This window comes from Clostridium moutaii (assembly GCF_041205085.1).
Lineage (GTDB): Bacteria > Bacillota > Clostridia > Clostridiales > Clostridiaceae > Clostridium_B > Clostridium_B moutaii.
This window is the reverse complement of record NZ_JBGEWD010000011.1, coordinates 70,097-89,139: the sequence shown is the minus strand read 5'-3', so window position 1 is coordinate 89,139 and position 19,043 is coordinate 70,097. Positions and strand designations below refer to the sequence as shown.

Genomic DNA, 19,043 nt, shown 5'->3' with positions numbered 1-19,043 from the left:
AATGTTAAAAAAAATAACAGCAAAAGCTTTTGTTTATGGTAAAAATATTGATACAGATCAAATATATCCTGGAAGATATTTAGAACTTGTAAAGCCTGAGGATATAGCAAAGCATTGTATGGAAGGAGTAGATCCAACATTTAGGAAACGCATGACTGCTGGAGATATTATAGTTGCAGGAACAAATTTTGGATGTGGCTCTAGCCGAGAACATGCAGCTATAACATTATTGCATGCTGGTGTTAGTGTAGTGCTTGCTGAATCATTTGCCAGAATTTTTTTTAGAAATGCAATAAACTTGGCTCTTCCACTGATGGTGTGTCCGGGAATAGGTGAAAAAGTAAAAGAAGGTGATATTCTTGATGTAAATCTTGTTAATGGAGTAGTTTTAAATAAAACTACTGGAACAAGTGTACAAGGTCAAAAGATGTCTGAATATACTATGAATATTTTGAAAAATGGTGGAATCAAGCCTTTATTCAAAAAAAGGTTAAGAAAGTAAATAAACAAATATAATTTAGTAGTTTGCTAAGAATTTAATAAATAAGGAGAGAATGGTTGCGTTCAATTATGGAACAAATATTTTGGAGGGGGTGCAATGCTTATTTTTTATGAAAATGATATTAAACCATCAAGATTTGATTTGTGCCAGTGTATTTTTGATGCGGGGAAAAGTGGGCTGTGGATAAACGGAAGAACCGGATTAGACAGCAACAAGAAGCAAAAGTCATTACATTATTATGAAATCTATTGACAGGCTGTCAGGAGACACTTTGAAGGCTTTGAAAATTATTGGATATTTAAATAATGTTCTTAAGAGGTTAACATATTATAAAAATTAACTTTTTAAAAGTGTTGAAATAAAATGGGGGATATAACAATGTCTATTTTTTTATATATATTAGGAAATAATATTATACCTATTTTTATGTTAATTGGATTAGGATTTATAATAAGCAAAAAATTTGCTCTAAGTGTGTTTACACTTAGTAAATTAAATTTTTACATATTTGTACCTGGATTTATATTTTATAATCTTTATACAACTGATTTATCTTATGGCATGCTTATGATTTTACTTTTTTGTATAGTGAATCTAATAATCAACGATTTAATATCCAGGGTTATTTCTAAAATTCGCAAATATGATTTAAGCCAGGAAAATGCCTTTAAAAATTCCATTATGTTTAATAATACAGGAAATATAGGCGTGTCTCTTGTTACTCTTATTTTTGGGAGTGCACCTTTTGTAATTAATGGTAAGACACCATATCTGAGTCAAGCCCTTACAGCTCAGATTATGATTCTTGTGTTTATGAATATTACAATGAATACAATTGGTTTCTACAATGCTGGAAGAGCTAATATGAATATAAAAGATTCAATGCACCAAATATTTACTATGCCATCTATATATGTAATACTCGCTGCATTACTGCTTAAATATATTCAAATTGATATAACTACAACACCGTTATGGCCTGCAATTGAATATATAAAAGGCGGGCTGGTACCAATAGCGTTAATAACGTTAGGGGCTCAACTTTCAAAGACTAAAATTGATTTTAGAAACAATAATGTAAATATAGCAGTTTTTACCCGCCTTATTATAGGGCCTATGCTTGCATTGATTTTAATATATGTATTTAGGTTTAAAGGGGTTATTGCACAAACAGCATTTATCTCTTATTCAGTACCAACAGCTGTCAATACAGCTTTAATTGCTGTTGAATGCGATAATAATCAGGACTTTGCATCTCAGGAAGTAATGGCATCAACTATTTATAGCGCTGTTACGCTTACATCAGCTATATATATAGCTAGAATTTTATTTCCTGTTTAAGATACACTTTAATAATACCATACTGTTAATTGAAAACTATATTGTTAATAATTTGTTTAATTTTTAATAATTGATATTTATAATGTATGCCAATAAAGTAAACACATTTTTTAAATTTTAAAATCCTTTAATCATTTTAATTCAATCTAAATATATATCAAGGATATACAGAGCAAGCATATCGATTGTTCCTGACATACATTTAGATTGAATATATTTATTCTTAAGGCTAATTGAAAATTTAATTGCTGTAGTTGATTTTTTATCAGGCAGCTGATTTTCTTCTTCCAATATCTTCATACTCTTGTGGAGTAATATATCCAATCCTATAGAATAATTTCATATGGATTTATGTTTTATGATAGTAGAGAAGATTAAGGTGCTTGACGGGCAGAGGATTATTGTAAGATTACTGGGCGGGACTGACATTGAGCGTGAAATTGAATAGAAAGTAATAATAGGACAGCTGGGGTGAATTGTTTTTTCACTTTGACTGGCTTTTTTATTATAAGGTGGGGGAAATATAGAATGGTTTTATTTAAAATCAGTGCCGATGAATTACACCGCAAAAAGACCTTGTCACATGTCTTTATATTGACACAACAAAATAAAAGTGATATATTAAATTAATATCATTATAAAGAAAATATAATATATTACTCCAATTATATTATATACTATTATAATAATGATGTCAACAGTATTTGAAAAAAATCTTACTTAGTTATTCGTCAAAAAGGAGGGGGTATATCATGAATAAGAATGATGTTAAATGGAAGCTCGAAAATGAATGGCTGCAGGAGGTGCTTAAAGAAGCTCGAAAACAGTTTAATGAAAAACATGATTTTAAAGAAAGATTTAAAAAGGATGTCATTAAAACACAAAGGGAATTGTGGCAGGATATAGGTCCTGTTTCCGTAAGCAATGGACTGGAACAGATTGTAGATTTTATGCAATTTATCAATACAATGAAAACAGAGAAGAGAAGCTATGAGTTTACAAGAAAACTTGAGAAAAAATATGAGAAAATGCTTTTGTCACCCTATTTTGGAAGAATTGATTTCCTTGAAAATGGAGAGGAGAAAGCTGAAAAGTGTTATATTGGAATTTCAAATCTTATTAATGATAATTATGATATTCTCGTATATGACTGGCGTGCACCAGTTTCCAGCATGTTTTACGATTACGAAATTGGAGAGGCTGGTTACCAGTGTCCTGAAGGAATTGTAGATGGAAAGCTTACACTGAAAAGACAGTATAAAATTAATAATGGTAAAATTGAGTATATGTTTGACAGCAATCTTAAGATAGACGATGAAGTGCTGCAGGATATCTTGAGTAAAAGCACTGATAGCAAAATGAAGACAATAGTAACAACTATTCAAAGAGAGCAGAATAAAGTAATTCGTAATGAAGAGTACAAAAATCTGATTGTTCAAGGTCCTGCTGGAAGTGGAAAGACCTCTGTTGCGCTTCATAGAATTGCCTATCTCTTATATAAACATCGGGATAAAATAAAGCCTGAAAATATAGTGATATTCTCTCCAAATGATATTTTTAATGATTATATTTCCAATGTATTGCCCCAGCTTGGAGAAGACAATATGTACCAAACTACATTTAAGGAATATATGCATAGGGCCTTAGGCAATGATCTCATAAAGGAAAACTATTGCCAGATGATGGAATATATCCTCACCTCTAAGAAGCAGGATTCTTATCAAAAGAGAATCAGAAATATAAAATTTAAGTCTTCCATGGAATTTTTAGATATATTAAAAGGATATGTATCCTATCTGGAAAAGATGGATAGAAATTTTACGGATATCATTTTCAGAGGTAATTTGATAATTTCCTCTAAGGATATACAACAATTATTTTCTAAAGATTATTCAGGGCTTCCGCTGAAAAGGAGGCTTGAAAAGATAAGAAAAAGAATTTTGTTCCTTGCAGAGCCTTATAAAAAACTACAGATGGAAGAAGTAACCAGCCATATTGAGGATTCGGATTCTTGTATAGATAAAGCAGAAATTATGAAGCGAAGTACACTTATTGTAAAGGAAGAAATGAAGAATATTTATTATGAAATCAATAGGATCACAGAACTTGATTTGGTGGATATTTATAAAAAACTTTTTGAGAAACTTGAGTTTTTTTACTCAGGTTCAAATAATAAATACTGTGGGACGGAAATTGATGAAATCAAAAGCTATACTCTAGAAAATCTAAAGACTGGAATACTTAATTATGAGGATCAGCCGCCACTTCTATATCTAAAAGGTGCCATTGGAGACCGTCTAAAAACCTCAGAAATCAAATATGTTATTATTGATGAAGCACAGGACTATACACCGTTACAGTATGAGATATTTCATCAGCTTTTTCAGTCTGCCAGTATCACCATACTGGGCGATTTACATCAATCCATAAATCCCTTTATGAATGTAGGAGATTATAGTAATATATCAGATATATTTCCAAAAGATAATACCTGCATAATAAATTTAACAAAGAGTTATAGATCCACAATGGAAATTACCAAGTTTTCAAGAAGGCTGCTTAATGAGGAGATTACAGATGAGTGCGTGGAAAGAAGAGGAGAGGAACCTTTAGTTCTTGGCTTTCAAAATGAAGAGGCTATAAAAGATAGACTTTTTGATGATATTAAAATATATAAAGAAAAAGGGTGCAAATCAATTGGTATCATAACAAGGACTGTAAGGGAAGCACAGGAGGTATACAGTTTCTTAAAAGACAAGATTTCTGTCAAAGCCATAATGAAGGATGATGACGAATTTGTAAGTGATACCTTGGTTATTCCAGCCTATCTTGCTAAAGGATTAGAATTTGATGCGGTGCTTATATATAACGCAGGCGATGAAAATTACAGTTGTGAGGAGGAAAGACTGCTGATCTATACTGCTTGTACCAGAGCACTTCATGCTTTATGCATATACTATTCAGGTAAGGTTACACCATTGCTGAGAGGAAGTTATTGAATTTATTACTACAAAATAAAGAACTAAATTTGCAATACTACTGAAGAAGCGCAAGAAGAAGCAGAAAAAGTCTCGAAGCGAAAACAGTTTAGTTCATAGTCTATCCCTGATAATGTTCTTGCATATGGGAATCCATGCAGGGTAGTTAGATAAAATTTGACATAAAGACTTGACTTGGAGTTAACTCCAAGTATTATAATATCAACTATTAGGAGGTGAAATTGTATAATGGTTTTTTAAATAATTGACAAACTTGATTTTTTATGGGATACATTTTGTTATTACGAATATAACTGACTGGTTCTAGATACAAACAACATTACTGTACGCATGGAGGCAGTCGAATGAGACGAAGTGAGACGGATATTGTAAAAGCCTCTGGTGGAGCTGATGTTAAAAAAGGACTAGGTATATATGGTTCAGATGTGAAAAATTCAAAGACTGCTATATCGGGGTGGCTTAAAAGAGCAGGTATTATATAGCAAGTATAAATATAAATATAAATAATAGATGAAGAGGTGTCATTATGGTTAAAAAATTAGGATTTGGATTTATGCGTTTACCAATTATAGACAAAGAAGATCAGACAAGTATTGATTTTGAGCAATTAAATAAAATGGTGGATACTTTTTTGGAAAAAGGTTTTACTTATTTTGATACGGCTTACATGTACCATAATTTTAAAAGTGAAGTTGCTTTGAGAGAGGCATTAGTAAAACGTCATCCAAGAAATTCTTTTACAGTAGCCACAAAAATGCCAACTATGTTTTTAAAAAGAACAGAAGACTTAGAGAAAATTTTCAATGAACAGTTAGAGAAAGTTGGTGTAGATTATTTTGATTATTATTTGCTTCACAATCTTGGTGTAGATAATTATAAAACTGCCAGTAAATTAGACGCATTTTCTTTTGTTCAGAAAAAGAAGAAAGAAGGAAAAGTAAGAAATATAGGTTTCTCCTTTCATGATACAGCTGACTTATTAGATGAAATCTTAACGGCACATCCAGAAATGGATTTTGTTCAGTTACAGATAAACTATCTGGATTGGGAAAATGAAAGTATTCAGTCTGGAAAATGTTATGAAGTGGCAAAGAAACACAATAAACCTGTTATTGTTATGGAGCCGGTAAAAGGCGGTACATTGGCGAAAGTACCTGGGAAAGCAGAAAAGTTATTTAAAGAATATCATCCGGATATGTCTGTACCATCCTGGGCGATACGATTTGCAGCAAGCCATGAGAATGTGATGATGGTATTAAGCGGAATGTCTTCTATGGAACAGTTACTTGACAATACAGGATATATGCAGGAATTTAAACCTTTTGTTTCAGAAGAATACGAAATTGTAAGCAAAGCAGTTAAAATTATTAATAAAGCTATTGCAATACCTTGTACTGCCTGTCAATACTGTGTAGATGGATGTCCTAAAAAGATTGCAATACCGAAATACTTTGCGCTATACAATGCAGAGAAACAGGCATTGAATCAGCAATTTTCAGTACACAATCTATATTATAATAATTATACTAAAACATATGGTAAAGCATCTGATTGTATTAAGTGTAAAAAATGTGAGAAAATCTGTCCACAGCATATTGAGATTACAAAGCATTTGGAAGAAGTAGCACGTACATTTGAAAATCATTAATGTAACCTGGAATGATGAGGAGAATAAATGAAAATATTTTATATAAGTAGAGGTGATAATGGATAATGACGAATACTGTTTCAACATGTAATTTTTTGAAAACCGCGGGAGGATCAGTGCTTAATATAGATTATTTTAGGATGGCTGATAATAATGATGGTAAAGTTAAAGACGAGTTGTCAGATAACAATAAATCTAATGTGTTCTTTACGAATAATATTAGTGTTAGAGGTCTGGTAAAGATTTATTCTTATATAAATTCAGGAGTAAATGGAAAAGTCGGTATAAAATTGCATACTGGTGAACCACATGGCCCAAATCTTCTTCCTATTGAATCTCGCAGTGGGCTTCATCAAATTGAATACATGAATACCCTCGGTATGGGTAATATTGATTACAAACTTATTGAGATAGAATAGGGTTTATGACAGTAATGAAATTTTTATTGAACTCTGGCATATTGTTTTTCTTCTATCATTGATTGAATGTGATCTTGATGATAGGCTAACAAAAAATGCTTGACCATTATAATACCTCCAGTATGTTTTTATAGAATTTATAATTTTATTATATTATAGTATAATCATGGTATCAATTGATTATTTCAGGATATAGAAAGAAAAGATGAAATTGATTATGATACTGCTTGGGCTTGATGCAGGAAACAAAAAATTTTAGAAAAACAATTTAAATATAGGTTGTAGAAAATAAACAGGAGGTATTTTTTATGAATTATAGAATAGAAAAAGACACAATGGGAGAAGTGAAAGTTCCATCAGATAAATTATGGGGGGCTCAGACACAAAGAAGTTTTGAAAATTTTAAAATCGGCAGGGAAAGGATGCCCGTAGAAGTGATTAGAGCTTTCAGTATTTTAAAAAAGGGAGCAGCAAAGGCCAATAATAGACTGGGCAAACTTGATGATGAAAAAATGAAGGTGATTCAGCAGGTATGTGATGAAATTTATGGAGGCAGACTGGATGATAATTTCCCGCTGGTGGTTTGGCAGACAGGCAGCGGAACACAGAGTAACATGAATGTAAATGAAGTTATTGCCAACAGGGCAAACCAGATATTGGAGAAGAAAGTCATTCATCCCAACGATGATGTAAATATGTCTCAGAGTTCAAATGATACTTTTCCAACGGCAATGCATATAGCTGCCGTAATGGAAATAGAAAATAAATTACTGCCGGCAATAGGAATATTGAAAAGTACCATGAAGCATCTTGAAATAGAAAACAAAGGGGTTATCAAGACGGGAAGAACTCATTTGCAGGATGCTGTTCCCATAGCATTTTCTCAGGAAATAAGCGGATGGAAACAGATGCTGATCAAAGGGGAGAAAAATATAAAACAATCTATAGAAGGACTAAGGGAATTGGCATTGGGAGGAACAGCTGTAGGGACCGGGCTCAATGCACATCCTGACTTTGGAAAAATTGCAGCAGAAGAAATTAGCAGCTACCTTGGCACGGGTTTTGTCACTGCGGAAAATAAGTTCCATGCTTTAACCAGCAAGGATGATTTGGTTTATGCCCATGGTGCTTTGAAATCACTGGCAGCAGATTTGATGAAAATTGCAAATGATATTAGATGGTATGCCAGCGGTCCAAGATGCGGTCTTGGAGAAATAACTATTCCGGAAAATGAACCTGGAAGCTCTATAATGCCTGGAAAGGTAAATCCAACACAGTGTGAAGCTGTTACTATGGTAGCCTGCCAGGTAATGGCCAATGATACTGCAGTTTCTTTCGGAGCCTCACAGGGGAACTTCCAGCTGAATGTGTTCATGCCAATGTGCATATATAATTTCTTACAATCTGTCAGGTTGTTGTCAGATGCAATTATCTCCTTTAATAATAATTGTGCATCGGGAATAAAACCTAATCTGGATAAAATGAAGGAAAATCTGGATAAGTCTCTGATGCTTGTAACAGGACTTAATCCATATATCGGTTATGATAAATCTGCAGAGATTGCAAAGCTTGCTCATAAAAAGGGAATTCGTTTAAAAGACGCAGCTGTAGAATTGGGATATTTAACAGAAAAACAATTTGACGATATTATTAAACCGGAGAATATGGTTTAATAATATACTGGTAATCATGATTCCGCTGTTTGGTTCATTTTCTTTACCTGTAATTACTATTGCTGCATAATGAGAAAATTACTAACCACTGTAAATTATACTATTTTACATAAAGCCTTATTCTAATTGTATTGATTTGCTGGCATGTAAAGTGTTTTGTGAAGATAGAACGGAAATAGCTTGGTATCAAAGGATTTTAAGTAAAAATTGAGATGAGTGTAAAGAAGGACTGTTTCTAAAGATTGGAACTGTCCTTCTTTATTTTGATAAATTGGGTAAGTTTTTCCACTAACACTATGGGACAACTTGATTGCGGCCGCCATATTTGACTCTGTAGAGAGCTTTGTCTACTCGCATAAACCAGTGCTCTAAAGATTCACCACAAATCCGTTCTACAGCTCCAATGCTGATTGTTATTTTAAGGTCAGGCCGGATTTGGCTGTTTTCTACTTTTAAACGTAAATTTTCTGCTTCGATTAATGCATCGCTGATAGCTGTATCTGGCATCAGTACAATAAATTCATCTCCGCCGAATCTGAAAATTGTATCTGTGCTTCGCAAAGAAGAAATCATAATCTTAGCAAAATCCTTTAGTACCTCATCACCTGCCAGATGGCCAAAGGTATCATTGATTTTTTTAAAATGATCTATATCCAATAAAAGTGTTGTAATAGCCTTTTTGTTGAGGTCTGCTCCTTTTATTTCTTTAGCTGCTTTTATATTAAGGTAAGTACGGTTATATAAGCCCGTTAACTGATCAGTGATACTTAAGTGCAGCAGATTTAAATAGGCTTCAATCAAGTTGCGCATTTTCTCCATGAAATCTTTCATATCTTGTGAAAAGTTATTCTCTTTGTCATCAAGCATACAAATTGTTCCAAAGAAATCACCATTGGGCAGTCTGATGGGAAATCCTAAATAACACTTCATATTGTATTTCATATCAGGATTATTTCTCCACTCATTTGATTTTGATGCGTTGGGAACTAACAGCATTTTGCCTTTATTGATGACCCTTTCGCAATAAAGTCCCGAACCTATGAGATGTTCTTTGTTTCCCAGGCGATAAGGATTATTTTTAGTCTCGCTGGCTACAAATACTTCGATTTCTCCATCCTGCACTCTCATGATAAGGGCTGCACGGACTCCTGCAATACGAGAGATGAGATCTACTATACTCTGCCACTCTTTAAGCAGGGTATCTGGAATATCTATATGATAAATTTTAGCTGACGCTACATTATCATTATTATTTATTGTTTCATTCATAGCTTTAACCACCTTTATATGTTTAGAAAAATTAAATTATAAAATTGGTCAACTATTTAAGCTGAAAAATTACTGATAACTCTCATTTTGTGTTTTGCTATCGTTGGAGTACTTTCATATACATAAATTATACTGCATATAAGCATGAAAGTATATCAAGCTTATAAGTTTGTGGAAGTTTAGCTTCAAAATTCCATAAAGAATTTTATTTTTATTGAAAATATATTTTATCACATAGATTATTGGGGTGGAGCATAAAAGTAGTATATCAGATGCCACAGCTGAGAGCTTATAAGGCCGATGGTGGAAATATACAGGCTTTTTGAAGCATCAGCAAATAGTAGTATAATCAATATTGGGAAAATAATATTTTTAACCAGTGTACTTAAAAATCTCTTAGAAGAGCCTAGTTTAATATAGTATGAGGGAAGTCCATGATTTCTTAACCTATAATAAATTAAATTGAAACGATCATCACTTAAAAAAATTTGACAACCTTAAAAGAAAATAATATACTTAAAAATATATTAAAGACATAGACTGTGATGGAGAAAGAAGTATTTAGTTTATTAACTTAAGAGAGCCGGCGTTTGGTGAAAGTTGGTGTTAATAGAATACTGAAATCACTCCGGAGTTTCCAAGTAGAAAGGCTTTTGCCAAGTAAAGGAGGACGTGTACCAGCGATATATGGTTAGGGTTTACATTGAATAAAATTTTTATTTGAAGTTGATCTGAATTGAGAGGCAATATTGGTTTATCCAAATTGCAAATAAGGCGGTACCGCGGAAGTCAATCTTTCGTCCTTATGAACATATTAAAATGTGTTTATAAGGACGAAAGATTTTTTTTATTTATTAAAATATGTATAAGTGAGAAAGGAGGATAATTTGGCACTAGAATATTAGAAAAATTGGGGCAATTTGTAATAATATAATAGAAATATGTATAGTAAAGAAGGGGGCTGACATTATGACTACTAATGGTAGTGTAACTAAAAGAAAGTATTTAAATGTCGTTTTACCTTTGTTCATCGCTTCAATGCTGGCATATATTGATAGACTTAATATATCCTATGCTGCTTTGACCATGAACAAGGATTTGGGGTTTAGTGCCCAGGCTTTTGGAATGGGAGCAGGTATTTTATTCTTTGGATATGTGATATTTGAAGTACCTGGAACTGTATTTGCAGAAAAGCGAAGTCCGAGCAAGTGGGTTGTCAGGATTATGCTTACCTGGGGTATTGTTACCAGTCTTATGGGATTCGTACACACAGAACTTGAATTCTATGTTGTTCGTTTTTTGGTAGGGGCTGCAGAAGCAAGTTTTTATCCAGTTTGTTATTCAGCTATTGTGCCTCGATGGTTTAATGCAAAAGAAAGACCGAAGGCGCTTTCAGTTTTACTGACTTCCATGCTTGTTTCAAGTATTATTGGTTCTCCTTTAGCGGGAGTAATCCTGGGTATTAAAGCTTTTGGTTTTGAAGGTTGGCAGATGTTGTTCATCATGGAAGGATCCATGGCCTTTATATTTGGAATCATTCTTATTTTCTGGTTGAAGGATTGGCCTGAAGATGTCAATTGGCTGAATGATAAAGAAAGAAAGAAAATAAGAGCAGATTATGAAAAAGAAGTTGCTGTGAAAAACTCTATAAAAAAATATACATTGTGGGAAGCATTGAAAGATAAGACAGTACTTAAATTGTGCTTTATATATTTTATGTGGGTTACTGGATTCTGGGGATTTGGTTTCTGGCTGCCAACAGTTTTAAAGTCAATATCTGGATTGAGTAATTCCAGTGTCAGCTGGTTGATTATAATACCAATGTCAGTAGCACTTGTTGGTTTTATATTTAATGGTAATTCTACCTCAAAAACGGGAGAAACAAAATGGCATATAGCTCTTCCACTTTTCATCGGCGCTTTTGGCATGGCCTTGGGAACTATGGTTTCCAATCCTGTATTAAGCTTTATATTTACCTGTGTTACTGCCATAGGCGTATATGTAGGAATGGGAGTCTGGTGGACGGTTCCTACATCCTTTTTATCCGGACCGGCAGCAGCTGGTGCCACTGGGTTAATCAATTCAATAGGAAATATGGGAGGATGGGTTGGACCGTATTTTGTCGGGTTCATTAAAAATGGTACGGGGTCTTATACCACGGCATACATTTGTTTGTCTGTGTCATTGGTAATTTCAGGTGTTGTTATGCTGACACTTAAGAAAAAAGTTGATGCCGATGTATTGACAGGTGAACAGGATGACAATAACTTAGATAAAATTGAAATAGGGTAAGTTTTTACGAAGCACTATCATTAAGTATTAAGGTAGTGCTTCGTTTTATAAAAAATGGTGCTAGTATAAAAATGTAGACACGAAAAATCCAATGATATAAAATAAAAGAAAAGGAGTTCCTAGTAGCTATTTTTTAAATGTTCTTTATAATAAAAGGGGCAAGGGGTTAAAAAATGAGAAAAAAGTTTTTTGTAATGTTTTTAGCTTTCATTTGTTCAATTACTATAGGCTTTAAACTTTTCACACAAAAAAATATGTTTTACAACAAAAACACAGCAAAGGTGCAAACTAAAAATACAACTAATGGAAAAAAGAATGAAACAATTGATGAGAAGTTAAAGCAAAGAGTAGTATTAATAAATTCAGACAAAGATAAAGATGGTATAAAGGATCAGGAAGATATAGTTCTTGGAGCAAGAAAAGAAGCACATAAAAAGGTCAAATATAAAAGTGGCTATTATGTAGGTGGGTATCCTCCGGAAAATGAGGGAGTATGTACTGACTTAGTGTGGAGAGCTTTTAAAGATGCAGGATATAATTTAAAGGACATGGTAGATGAGGATATAAAGAATAATCCTGGTGATTATAAAGAAATTCAGGGTAAGCCCGATCCCAATATAGATTTTAGAAGAGTGTCCAATCTTTATGTTTATTTTAAAAAATATGCAGCCAGTATTACTACTGAGTTGAAACCTAACGATATAGAGAATTTAAAGGAATGGCAGCCAGGGGACATCGTAACTTTTGATCACAGTGAACATATAGCTATAGTTTCTGATAAAAGGAGAGCAGATGGTATTCCATATATAATACATAATGCACCACCTTGTGCTAGAGAGGGTGATGAAATTATGTACTGGATGCCCAGAATAACAGGTCATTTTAGATTTCCAAAACAATAGCGAACTCAGAAGAAAAAACAAGATTTCAGAGAAGGGTTGGATATTGAAATATGCAAACAGTTTATTTTTGGGCGAATATTGGTTTTATGAATCATATTTTGCAAAATATTAGAAATTAATAAATCAATAACTTGGATTATGACAAAATTCTTGGAAAACTTAATGGTTACCTTGATGAGTTCAGGAAGAGTTTTTATAAATGAAATTTAAAGGAGGGGGATGTATGGGTTCTACAATTTATTATTTTTCTGCTACAGGCAATTCGCTGGAAATCGCCCATCAAATTGCAAAAGAACTAGAAGATTGCACGATTAAGTCAATGGCTACACAGCCACCTAATGAGCCTATTGGTGGTTCGGGTGAATCTATTGGTTTCGTATTTCCTGTTTTCTATAATGGTTTACCGAGATTGGTTAAACAATTTATTAAAAAACTTAGTATAATCAAAGGGACCTATTGCTTTGCATTTATAAATTTCGGAGGATACGGAGCTAATACGTTAGGTATGCTGGAGGATATTCTTCAAGAAAAAGGCATTAGTTTATCCTATGCAGATGAGGTAAAGATGCCAGGAAATTATATTGTGAATTATCAAGCTCCCGATACCGACAAAGTACAGAAACTAATAAAAGCTGCTGCAAGTAAGGTGGATAAAGCTGCCAAATCTATTGCAGATGGTGAGCGGCATCCGGCTAAAAGAAAAGCCGAGCTATGGAGTAAAATAACGAATCGCAGTTATCTATATAAAGATATCGCTAAATGGGACGAAAAATTCGTAGTGACCTGCAAATGCACTGGTTGTTGTCTATGTGCCAAAGTATGTCCTGTGGATAATATAAAAATTGAAGACCGGCATCCGGTCTGGCAGCATCACTGTGAACGATGTCTTGCCTGTATTCAATGGTGTCCATATGAAGCAATACAGTATGGCAAAAAAACAATCGGACGCAGAAGATATCACAATCCAAATGTTGAGATTAAGGATATTATAAATAGAAAATAATAGAATTTTTATAGGAATTGATAGTTATAAAGAATATTTAGAAATTACTGATAAAGAAATAAAACATATAATTAATGAACTGAAAGACAAGTGATGAGGTGAATTTAATAAGCATGATAACTATGAATTCTAATATAAGACCATTTTTAAAGTGGGCTGGAGGTAAAACACAACTTCTGGATGAGATAATTAAAGAATTGCCTGTAGATATTAAGCAATATAGAAGATATGTTGAACCTTTTGTGGGGGCAGGCGCTGTGTTTTTTTATTTTTTAGAAAATAATTATTTTGAAGAATATATTATAAATGATATAAACTCCAAATTAATAAATTTATATAAAGTTATTAGGGATAAACCAGAAGATTTAATCGTAGAAATACAAGGATTAAAGACTAAATATTTGGAATTAGACACTAAAGAGAGAAAAAAATTATTTTATGAAATAAGGACTAATTTTAATAATAATTGTAGTAGTATAAAATTAGCCTCATATTTTATTTTTTTAAATAAGACGTGTTTTAATGGATTGTATAGAGAAAATTCAAAAGGAAATTTCAATGTGCCATTTGGAAAATATAAAAACCCAAGTTTTTTTGATGAAATACAATTGAGAAAGATATCTAGATTGTTAAACTTAAAAAATAGCAATGGAGGATTTAAAATTAAGATTCTAAATAAAGATTTTAGTGAGTTAAAAGAATATATTGATGCCAATACGTTTGTGTATTGTGATCCTCCATATAGGCCAGTAACAGTAGGTGGTTTTACATCTTATAATAAAAGTAATTTTAACGATAAATCGCAGATTTTATTAAGAGATTTTTATAAATTGATGGATGCTAAAGGGGCAAAGGTAATGTTAAGTAATTCAGATCCTAAAAATTTAGATGAGAAAGATACTTTTTTTGATGAGTTATACTCAAATTTTAATATAAAAAAAGTTTATTCTAAAAGAAATATAAATTCTGTAGGTAATAGAAGAGGAAAAATTACAGAGCTATTAATAATAAATTATAAAAGATGATGAGTATGATATTGATGTTGACAGAAAACACTAATATTGGTATCATCTAAATAATTTATATTGTTTTTGTATGGTCTGACTAGGTTGAGTTATGTTGAAAATGTTTTCAACATAATTAGTTTATAAACCGGTGTTTTCCCATAAGAATGGATAAGTATTATGCCAGGCTTGTGTCAAGGGTGCTTAGTATAGAAAAATCTAGAAAAAGGGGGAAAAATATGTGGCAGATATATGATGATCTCATTAATGAAATCCCCGAGGATCTAACAGTGCTTGAATGCATGATTGGAACCTCTTGGACTCTTGTACGTTCACAGAAAGGGATCGGTATTGCTATGACTGTTAAAGGGGGCAGAAGAAAAGGAAGCGAACTTAGCAATATTTCCGGAATGCAGCTTAAAAAGCTTGCGGCATATTCAAAATCATGGAATATGCTTGAAGCGTCGCTGGGAATGGCTGCAATTAACGCAGCATTTAACAATCCATCACAAGTTATGGATATCACTGGCGAGCCAATGGTTAAATCAGATAATCCGGAAAAGTACAATGGTTTTAAAGCATTGGAACCCAATATGGCAGGTAAAAAAGTAGCAGTTATTGGTCATTTCCCGGATATTGAGAAATTTAATGAAATATGTGAATTGTCTATACTTGAAAGAGAACCACAAGCAGGTGATTATCCTGATCCGGCCTGTGAGTATTTACTTCCAGAGCAGGATTTTGTATTCATTACCGGAGCAGCATTTATAAACAGGACAATGCCCAGATTGATTCAGTTGTCCAAGAAGGCTCAGATTGTTTTAGTAGGTCCCAGTGTACCAGTTTCTAAAATTTTATTTAAATATGGAGTGAATTTTATAGCAAGCTTTGTAGTAATTGAACAGCAGCTTACTTGGAAAGCAGTTCAAGAAGGGAAAAAAATGAATATATTTAAAGCGGGCGGTGAAATGGTATGTATTAATCCTTGAATAATTCAGTTAATAAGCAATCACGAAGAAAGAATATAAAAATGCAGGGAATCTGGTAATAGTATACCTGGCCCTATAGGAATTATAAAGTCTGAAATAACAGAGGGCAAAAGTATGCCCATTAGTGGAGTTTGGGTGTTTGCAATAAAAATAGTAAAACAAAGGCAGAAGCTTTAAGTGCAATCTTTAAAAAATATACTCCCAGTAAGCAAATTGAAATAGAGCTGCTTTGCAGTGAAAAATTTATATTTTAAAACTACTGCTTATTTATAAACTATTACAGATACAGTTTTAAAAACAACATAGAGTTCAGTGCCTTTTCCAATACCCATTTTATTTAAAGATTTTGTAGTTATAAGTGATTTTATAGGGATGCCAATATCAACAACTACGATTACACTGCAGTTGTCAACATTGATAATGTCAATTACATTGCCTTTGAGGATATTTCTTGCGCTGCTGACAAATGTACCTTTACTTAATATAGGTCATTATTGATGTTGGGGAAGCCAAGTCTACTATTGTGAAAGATATGGACAATATCTCCAAACAGGTCAGTATTCCAACCATTCATATTGATGCCACCACATCTACCATGCCTCAGGCTTATAGAACACTGGGCAAGCTCCTTGGGCGGGAACAGCAGGGTGAAGCTTTGGCACAGTATTGTGAACAAACCCTTAAAAAAACCAAGGATATTATGAAATCTGTGGGAGATAATGGAAGAGTAAAACTACTGTACTGTTCCGGTACTGACGGTCTTAATGTGATTGCAAGGGGTTCTTTTCATGCTGAAATTTTAGATATGGTCAGCAGCAATGTGGCTGTTGTTAAAAATCCTTCCGGCAAGGGAGCTGGAAATCCAGTGGATATGGAGCAGATAACTTCATGGAATCCTGATGTAATTCTCTTTGCTCCGGGCAGCATTTACAGTACTGTGGCAAAAGATTCAGCATGGCAGAAGCTTGACGCAATTAAAAATGGAAAATACTACGAAGTTCCAAATGGTCCGTACAATTGGATGGGTTTCCCGCCTTCAGTAAACCGTTACATGGGGATGATCTGGATTACTCAATTATTATATCCTGATAAGGCAAAGTACAACGTATATAATGAAGCAGCAAAATATTATCAGTTGTTTTATCACAGCAAGCTGACAGAAGACCAGTATAAAGCACTGGCAGCAAATTCACTGCTGAAAAAATAATAAAAATATAGAGAAATACAAAGTCTTGGGTAATAAAAAACTAAGTAAAACATAAAATATCCTGTTTATCAAGGAGGAATGAAATGAAACTTATAACTGTTGCAGGACCGCCCTCTTCTGGAAAAACCTCTGTCATTTTAAAGCTTGTTGAATGTATGAATATGCCAAAGTGCAGTATTGGTGTTGTAAAATTCGATTGTCTCACTTCATTTGACAATCTTCGATATGCTGAAGCAGGCATTCCGGTAGAGACAGGGTTTTCCGGCAAAATATGTCCCGACCATTATTTTGTAAGTAATATTGAAGATGCAGTTCAGTGGGGAGTGAAATCCGGTTTTGATATGTTGATAACAGAGAGTGCCGGACTCTGTAATCGTTGTTCTCCCTATATTAGCGGGATACTTTCAATCTGTGTCATAGACAATCTGTCAGGTGTAAACACTCCTAGAAAAATAGGCCCCATGCTTAGATTTGCGGATATAGTTGCAGTGACAAAGAGTGACATCGTTTCCCAGGCAGAGCGTGAGGTGTTTGCTTTTAATATAAAGGAGATGAATTCATCTGCAAAGGTGGTATTTGTCAATGGCATCACTGGCCAAGGGACACTGCTTTTGTCAAAATATTTGAAACAAACCAGGGATATTCAAACCCTGAGAGATGTGAAACTTAAATTTACAACACCTTCAGCGGTATGTTCCTATTGTACAGGGGAAACGAAAATAGGGGACTCGTACCAATTGGGAATGATGAAGAAAATGGAGTTTGAAAAATATGGTGATGAGTGAATTAATGAATTTAGTAAGCAGCAGGAGCCTTGAGGATGTACTTAAGATACCCTATTGCTGCAGATTTTCTTGACAATTTTCGATTGAATTCTATTCCAAAGGAATTGCCGCTTTTTAAGGCTCTTCAGAAAGTTGACGATGAGGACTTAAGTGAATTCGGTTTGGACAAGTCTGGCATTTTCATGAACTTTTGTGAGTTCCTTTTGACATTTACACAGGCTGAGGCTTCAACTGCTGAGGTTTCATCCATATCCATTATAGGAGGCTTCAATAAATCAAAGGAACCTGAAAATATCAATTTTACTATCTCTACAGGAGAGGTAATCAGTATAGTGGGGCCCACAGGATCCGGAAAAAGCCGGCTGCTGGGAGACATCGAGTGCCTTGCCCAGGGTGATACTCCTACAGGTAGAAAAATACTTGTAAATGGAGCAGAAGTTGATGAACTTCAGCGGTTTGACATGGATGGCAAGCTGGTAGCCCAGCTTTCACAAAATATGAATTTTGTCATGGACTTAAGTGTTAATGAGTTTTTGGAGATGCATGCAAAAAGCAGATTAACACCTGACACCGGAAAGGTGGTGGAAAAGTGTTTTGAGTGCGCGAACCATCTGGCAGGTGAAAAATTTTCCAGGAACACAAAAGTGACCCAGCTCAGCGGTGGGCAATCCAGAGCTCTTATGGTTGCAGACACCGCTTATATGAGTGAATCACCAATCGTATTGATTGATGAAATTGAGAATGCGGGAATTGACAGGCGCCGGGCCATAAAGCTTTTGGCGAAAAAGGAAAAGATTATTTTTGTTTCCACCCATGATCCCCTGCTGGCAATCAGTGCTGACAAACGTATTGTAATCAAAAATGGCGGGATACACAAAATTATCGAAATCTCCGATGCCGAAAAACAAAGCCTTGCGGCCATTGAAAAGCTTGACAATACGATGATGATGCTTCGCAACCGTCTCCGTGACGGTGAGATAATAACAGAAGATTTACTTATATAAAAAGGG

18 protein-coding genes, 1 pseudogene and 1 other annotated feature are annotated in these 19,043 nt (G+C 33.8%); of the genes and pseudogenes, 16 read left to right on the top strand and 3 right to left on the bottom strand.

Features of this window, described 5'->3' with window-relative positions:
• Window position 1 precedes the first annotated feature (1 nt).
• The 3 genes from AB8U03_RS12200 (at window position 2) to AB8U03_RS12190 (ending at window position 1,843) form a co-directional block, all read left to right on the top strand.
• Complete coding sequence (locus tag AB8U03_RS12200; protein ID WP_369704831.1) at window positions 2-502, top strand: 3-isopropylmalate dehydratase small subunit; 501 nt, start codon at window positions 2-4, stop codon at window positions 500-502.
• Between the two features lie 96 nt (window positions 503-598).
• The gene (locus AB8U03_RS12195; RefSeq protein WP_369704830.1) at window positions 599-754 is read left to right on the top strand and encodes a hypothetical protein; all 156 of its coding nucleotides are present in this window, start codon (window positions 599-601) and stop codon (window positions 752-754) included.
• A 126-nt stretch (window positions 755-880) separates the two neighbouring features.
• Window positions 881-1,843 (top strand): AEC family transporter, encoded by a 963-nt coding sequence (locus AB8U03_RS12190; protein ID WP_369704829.1) that lies wholly within the window; start codon window positions 881-883, stop codon window positions 1,841-1,843.
• Window positions 1,844-1,984: 141 nt separating this feature from the next.
• Here AB8U03_RS12190 and AB8U03_RS12185 read toward each other — a convergent pair whose 3' ends face one another.
• Window positions 1,985-2,143 carry a hypothetical protein gene (locus AB8U03_RS12185; RefSeq protein WP_369704828.1) on the bottom strand — a complete coding sequence of 53 codons (159 nt, stop codon included), beginning with the start codon at window positions 2,141-2,143 and terminating at the stop codon, window positions 1,985-1,987.
• A 452-nt stretch (window positions 2,144-2,595) separates the two neighbouring features.
• Between AB8U03_RS12185 and helD the strand changes: the two genes are divergently transcribed.
• The 5 genes from helD to fumC all read left to right on the top strand — a co-directional run bounded on the left by helD (window position 2,596) and on the right by fumC (window position 8,582).
• Complete coding sequence (gene helD / locus AB8U03_RS12180; RefSeq protein WP_369704827.1) at window positions 2,596-4,842, top strand: RNA polymerase recycling motor HelD; 2,247 nt, start codon at window positions 2,596-2,598, stop codon at window positions 4,840-4,842.
• A gap of 344 nt (window positions 4,843-5,186) precedes the next feature.
• Window positions 5,187-5,324, top strand: a complete 138-nt coding sequence (locus AB8U03_RS12175) for a hypothetical protein (RefSeq protein ID WP_369704826.1) — start codon at window positions 5,187-5,189, stop codon at window positions 5,322-5,324.
• Window positions 5,325-5,365: 41 nt separating this feature from the next.
• Window positions 5,366-6,490 carry an aldo/keto reductase gene (locus tag AB8U03_RS12170; protein ID WP_369704852.1) on the top strand — a complete coding sequence of 375 codons (1,125 nt, stop codon included), beginning with the start codon at window positions 5,366-5,368 and terminating at the stop codon, window positions 6,488-6,490.
• Window positions 6,491-6,555: 65 nt separating this feature from the next.
• Window positions 6,556-6,909 carry a hypothetical protein gene (locus AB8U03_RS12165; RefSeq protein ID WP_369704825.1) on the top strand — a complete coding sequence of 118 codons (354 nt, stop codon included), beginning with the start codon at window positions 6,556-6,558 and terminating at the stop codon, window positions 6,907-6,909.
• Window positions 6,910-7,217: 308 nt separating this feature from the next.
• Complete coding sequence (gene fumC / locus AB8U03_RS12160) at window positions 7,218-8,582, top strand: class II fumarate hydratase (RefSeq protein WP_369704824.1); 1,365 nt, start codon at window positions 7,218-7,220, stop codon at window positions 8,580-8,582.
• Between the two features lie 294 nt (window positions 8,583-8,876).
• On the opposite strand, the gene AB8U03_RS12155 is transcribed toward fumC, so the two are convergent.
• Complete coding sequence (locus AB8U03_RS12155) at window positions 8,877-9,851, bottom strand: sensor domain-containing diguanylate cyclase (RefSeq protein WP_369704823.1); 975 nt, start codon at window positions 9,849-9,851, stop codon at window positions 8,877-8,879.
• A gap of 533 nt (window positions 9,852-10,384) precedes the next feature.
• Window positions 10,385-10,659 (top strand) — a binding site (T-box leader).
• Window positions 10,660-10,820: 161 nt separating this feature from the next.
• Here AB8U03_RS12155 and AB8U03_RS12150 point away from each other — a divergent pair.
• From AB8U03_RS12150 to AB8U03_RS12130, 5 genes are all read left to right on the top strand, one after another.
• Entirely contained in the window at window positions 10,821-12,143 is a 1,323-nt protein-coding gene (locus tag AB8U03_RS12150; RefSeq protein WP_369704822.1) for an MFS transporter, read from the top strand.
• Between the two features lie 173 nt (window positions 12,144-12,316).
• A complete protein-coding gene (locus tag AB8U03_RS12145) occupies window positions 12,317-13,045 on the top strand; it encodes a DUF1287 domain-containing protein (RefSeq protein WP_369704821.1) in 729 nt (242 codons plus the stop codon).
• Between the two features lie 223 nt (window positions 13,046-13,268).
• Window positions 13,269-14,048, top strand: coding sequence for an EFR1 family ferrodoxin (locus AB8U03_RS12140; RefSeq protein WP_369704820.1), 780 nt, complete (start codon window positions 13,269-13,271; stop codon window positions 14,046-14,048).
• Window positions 14,049-14,161: 113 nt separating this feature from the next.
• Window positions 14,162-15,073: a DNA adenine methylase gene (locus tag AB8U03_RS12135; RefSeq protein ID WP_369704819.1), complete on the top strand. Its 912-nt coding sequence runs from the start codon at window positions 14,162-14,164 to the stop codon at window positions 15,071-15,073.
• Window positions 15,074-15,219: 146 nt separating this feature from the next.
• Window positions 15,220-16,041, top strand: a complete 822-nt coding sequence (locus AB8U03_RS12130; RefSeq protein ID WP_369704818.1) for a Rossmann-like domain-containing protein — start codon at window positions 15,220-15,222, stop codon at window positions 16,039-16,041.
• A 263-nt stretch (window positions 16,042-16,304) separates the two neighbouring features.
• Here the strand turns inward: AB8U03_RS12130 and AB8U03_RS12125 are convergent, their stop codons facing one another.
• Complete coding sequence (locus AB8U03_RS12125) at window positions 16,305-16,526, bottom strand: TOBE domain-containing protein (protein ID WP_369704851.1); 222 nt, start codon at window positions 16,524-16,526, stop codon at window positions 16,305-16,307.
• 47 nt (window positions 16,527-16,573) lie between these two features.
• Here AB8U03_RS12125 and AB8U03_RS12120 point away from each other — a divergent pair, with 47 nt between their 5' ends.
• From AB8U03_RS12120 to AB8U03_RS12110, 3 genes and pseudogenes are all read left to right on the top strand, one after another.
• Complete coding sequence (locus AB8U03_RS12120) at window positions 16,574-17,248, top strand: ABC transporter substrate-binding protein (RefSeq protein ID WP_369704850.1); 675 nt, start codon at window positions 16,574-16,576, stop codon at window positions 17,246-17,248.
• Window positions 17,249-17,331: 83 nt separating this feature from the next.
• Complete coding sequence (locus AB8U03_RS12115) at window positions 17,332-18,033, top strand: GTP-binding protein (protein WP_369704817.1); 702 nt, start codon at window positions 17,332-17,334, stop codon at window positions 18,031-18,033.
• A pseudogene (locus AB8U03_RS12110) lies at window positions 18,020-19,037 on the top strand (ATP-binding cassette domain-containing protein). The gene AB8U03_RS12115 and the pseudogene AB8U03_RS12110 overlap by 14 nt, the downstream one beginning before the upstream one ends.
• The last annotated feature ends 6 nt before the right edge of the window (window positions 19,038-19,043 follow it).

Excerpts from the sequence above, each read along its gene's own strand:
- AB8U03_RS12120 (WP_369704850.1), top strand. The coding sequence starts at position 16,574 with ATGGACAATATCTCCAAACAGGTCAGTATTCCAACCATTCATATTGAT.
- AB8U03_RS12200 (WP_369704831.1), top strand. The coding sequence starts at position 2 with ATGTTAAAAAAAATAACAGCAAAAGCTTTTGTTTATGGTAAAAATATT.
- AB8U03_RS12175 (WP_369704826.1), top strand. The coding sequence starts at position 5,187 with ATGAGACGAAGTGAGACGGATATTGTAAAAGCCTCTGGTGGAGCTGAT.
- AB8U03_RS12140 (WP_369704820.1), top strand. The coding sequence starts at position 13,269 with ATGGGTTCTACAATTTATTATTTTTCTGCTACAGGCAATTCGCTGGAA.
- AB8U03_RS12145 (WP_369704821.1), top strand. The coding sequence starts at position 12,317 with ATGAGAAAAAAGTTTTTTGTAATGTTTTTAGCTTTCATTTGTTCAATT.
- AB8U03_RS12150 (WP_369704822.1), top strand. The coding sequence starts at position 10,821 with ATGACTACTAATGGTAGTGTAACTAAAAGAAAGTATTTAAATGTCGTT.
- AB8U03_RS12115 (WP_369704817.1), top strand. The coding sequence starts at position 17,332 with ATGAAACTTATAACTGTTGCAGGACCGCCCTCTTCTGGAAAAACCTCT.
- AB8U03_RS12130 (WP_369704818.1), top strand. The coding sequence starts at position 15,220 with ATGGATAAGTATTATGCCAGGCTTGTGTCAAGGGTGCTTAGTATAGAA.
- AB8U03_RS12155 (WP_369704823.1), bottom strand. The coding sequence starts at position 9,851 with ATGAATGAAACAATAAATAATAATGATAATGTAGCGTCAGCTAAAATT.
- fumC (WP_369704824.1), top strand. The coding sequence starts at position 7,218 with ATGAATTATAGAATAGAAAAAGACACAATGGGAGAAGTGAAAGTTCCA.
- AB8U03_RS12190 (WP_369704829.1), top strand. The coding sequence starts at position 881 with ATGTCTATTTTTTTATATATATTAGGAAATAATATTATACCTATTTTT.
- AB8U03_RS12185 (WP_369704828.1), bottom strand. The coding sequence starts at position 2,143 with ATGAAGATATTGGAAGAAGAAAATCAGCTGCCTGATAAAAAATCAACT.
- AB8U03_RS12165 (WP_369704825.1), top strand. The coding sequence starts at position 6,556 with ATGACGAATACTGTTTCAACATGTAATTTTTTGAAAACCGCGGGAGGA.
- AB8U03_RS12195 (WP_369704830.1), top strand. The coding sequence starts at position 599 with ATGCTTATTTTTTATGAAAATGATATTAAACCATCAAGATTTGATTTG.
- helD (WP_369704827.1), top strand. The coding sequence starts at position 2,596 with ATGAATAAGAATGATGTTAAATGGAAGCTCGAAAATGAATGGCTGCAG.
- AB8U03_RS12135 (WP_369704819.1), top strand. The coding sequence starts at position 14,162 with ATGATAACTATGAATTCTAATATAAGACCATTTTTAAAGTGGGCTGGA.